At 48.5% G+C, this 2,537-nt stretch carries 2 protein-coding genes; one reads left to right on the top strand and one right to left on the bottom strand.

Annotated features, from left to right (window positions below):
• The first annotated feature begins 513 nt into the window (after window positions 1–513).
• Window positions 514–1,854: a group II intron reverse transcriptase/maturase gene (gene ltrA / locus KOO63_05315; GenBank protein ID MBU8921220.1), complete on the top strand. Its 1,341-nt coding sequence runs from the start codon at window positions 514–516 to the stop codon at window positions 1,852–1,854.
• A gap of 135 nt (window positions 1,855–1,989) precedes the next feature.
• Here ltrA and KOO63_05320 read toward each other — a convergent pair whose 3' ends face one another.
• On the bottom strand, window positions 1,990–2,433 hold the full coding sequence (locus KOO63_05320; protein MBU8921221.1) for a hypothetical protein: 444 nt from the start codon (window positions 2,431–2,433) through the stop codon (window positions 1,990–1,992).
• Window positions 2,434–2,537: the final 104 nt, after the last annotated feature.

Below are 2,537 nucleotides of genomic sequence, written 5' to 3' on the forward strand. Positions count from 1 at the left end.
CCTCGGTAAATAGGGCGAAGAAAGCCTTACCGAATTAACCGCATGGCCCACTAGCGAAATTTGCCTCCGTGTTAATTTTCTTGTGTGTGCCCGGCATGGGCATGATTTTATGGGGTGCAAGTCCCCTGTACGATATCTGGGAGGATGTCATATTGACGCCTTTAAAAGTACTAGCCGACGGCAAGGTGAGGTCTGGTGACAGACACGCTGAAAGAAGCCCGAGTGCAAACCTGTGAGCCGACGGACAGAAACTGCATATAAGGCCGAACCCCAGGGCAAGTCAGCACAACATGACGAAGCCCATCCAGATCCATGGGGGATGGTAAATGTAGCGGTTGTGCAGGGAAAGATCATGTTTTTACCCGGGGAGATCTGCCAGCCTAAGCGTCCTAACAGACGTGGTGGAACAGAGCCTGCGAAGGTGCGCGTTAACATGGCAGAAGTCAGCCGAGGACGAGAACCCGGGGATTGCTCCCGGGGAAAGGTCCGAGGGCAGTGTGAAATGAGGTGCCCATGAGCTCAAGTAATTCGTTGACCCCGACCGGGGATTTGGATGCTTGGCGCGTCACAGAATCATCTCCTTTCGATTTTGCATCGGTGGAATACATCGTATCCAATGCGAGTATAACCGAAGCATGGAAAAAGGTCAGATCCAATAAAGGAGCGCCCGGTGCCGATGGTATCTGCATCGAGAAATTCCAAAAATGGGTTCGACCCCAGTGGCATGACATCAAGAAGCAACTGCTGGACGGGACCTATGTGCCTTCGCCAGCGCTTCGGGTTGAAATTCCAAAGGAGTCTGGGGGAGTGCGCCGTTTAGGTATTCCCCGTGTGTTAGACCGAGTGCTGATGCAAGCCATTGCAATGGTGCTCGGAGAAATGTTCAACCCCACCTTCTCAGATAACAGCTTTGGCTACATGCCCCATCGATCCGTGCAGCAAGCTGTAAGACAGGCTCAGTCGTTCTATCGGCAAGGCTATACCATTCAGATCGATATTGATCTGGAGAAGTTCTTCGACACTGTGAATCACGATGTTCTTATGGAACGCGTGGCGCGCAAAGTGAAGAATAAAGGCCTGCTCAGACTACTGGGCCGTTTCCTGCGAGCAGGCGTCATGGTGGATGGCCGTCTGCGGCCAACCCGACTCGGGGTCCCGCAAGGGAGTCCGGTCTCGCCTATATTGAGCAACATCCTGCTGGATGATCTCGATAAGGAGCTGGAGAAGAGAGGACATAAATTCATTCGATATGCTGACGATCTGGCGATCTTCGTCAAATCAAAGCGGGCGGGTGAACGCGTGATGGCCAGTATTAGCCGCTACCTAGAGTGCAAGCTCAAAGTAAAGGTGAACCAGGCCAAGAGTAAAGTGAGCCCTGTCAAAGAGAGTTCTGTACTCGGATTCGAAATTCACCACAAGAAGCTTCGAACGCTGGACTGTAAGGTCCGGAAGTTCAAGCGCGAGCTAAAACTGATCACACGCCGATGTCCGGGTATATCCATAGGATCCCGCATCATCCGCCTGAAGCACTATGCTCAGGGATGGATGGCGCATTATGGATGCGGGCTGAAGTACAATGATGCGGTTGCTCTTGACGGCTGGATGAGGAGACGTCTTAGAATGTGCTATTGGAAACAATGGCGCAGACCACGGCGCAGAATCCGGGCATTGATTAATCTGGGAGTGAATAAGCGTGAGGCAATCCGTTTGGGGTTATCACGTAAAAGCTACTGGCGACTCTCAAAGACATTGGCCACTAACAGTGGATTGAGCAACGCACACTTCGACGAGATCGGACTCATTTCCTTGCGTACGTTATGGTGCAAGATTCACCATCCGGCTACGGCCCGATAGACACTTGATATGAATTCGATTTGCCCGATGAAGTATCTCTGTTAATAACAGGCCAGGCGCCGTATACGGACCCGTATGTACGGTGCTGTGGGAGGGGGCCGCTAGAGCGGCTCCCTATCCCGATTATGCGCTTTTTTAGTATGCTTTAAAATTACAATCATATTTTTTTTGCCACTGATCATTACCTAAAATAAAATCTTCTAGTATGTTTTGCATTTGCAATACAGTTTGAGGTGCTTCGTTTATGACAGCATCAATTCTATTATGACGATTTCTATACATTGCAGACAAACCATCAATACCATTAAGGCTGCCACCGACCTCCATTGAAACACCTGGCTCTAAAACAACAACGAATTGATAGAAATTACTTACCCAATCTAATTTATTGATCTCGGTGGCAATGATTTTATTGCTAATTTCTTTTGATAATAAAGTTTGGCCATTACCGTAATCAGAAATTAAATGTATACCAACTGTTGTTTCAGTTGGATCAACTGTCCAGTCAGCAGATGCTATTTGAGCATTAGCACTTATGCCAAATAATGCAGCAAATATACCGAATAAGAATTTCTTCAATTTACTCTCCATAGCACTTAACGCCTAAATAACCGGGGCAAATTGAGCGCTAGTGGGCCATGCGGGAAATAAGGTAAGGGTTTGTTAAGCTTGTTATAATGGAG

The sequence above is a fragment of the Candidatus Latescibacterota bacterium genome, from assembly GCA_019038625.1.
Taxonomy (GTDB): domain Bacteria; phylum Krumholzibacteriota; class Krumholzibacteriia; order Krumholzibacteriales; family Krumholzibacteriaceae; genus JAGLYV01.

Bases quoted from the DNA above. Each gene is read 5' to 3' on its own strand.
- ltrA (MBU8921220.1), top strand. From the start codon at position 514: ATGAGCTCAAGTAATTCGTTGACCCCGACCGGGGATTTGGATGCTTGG.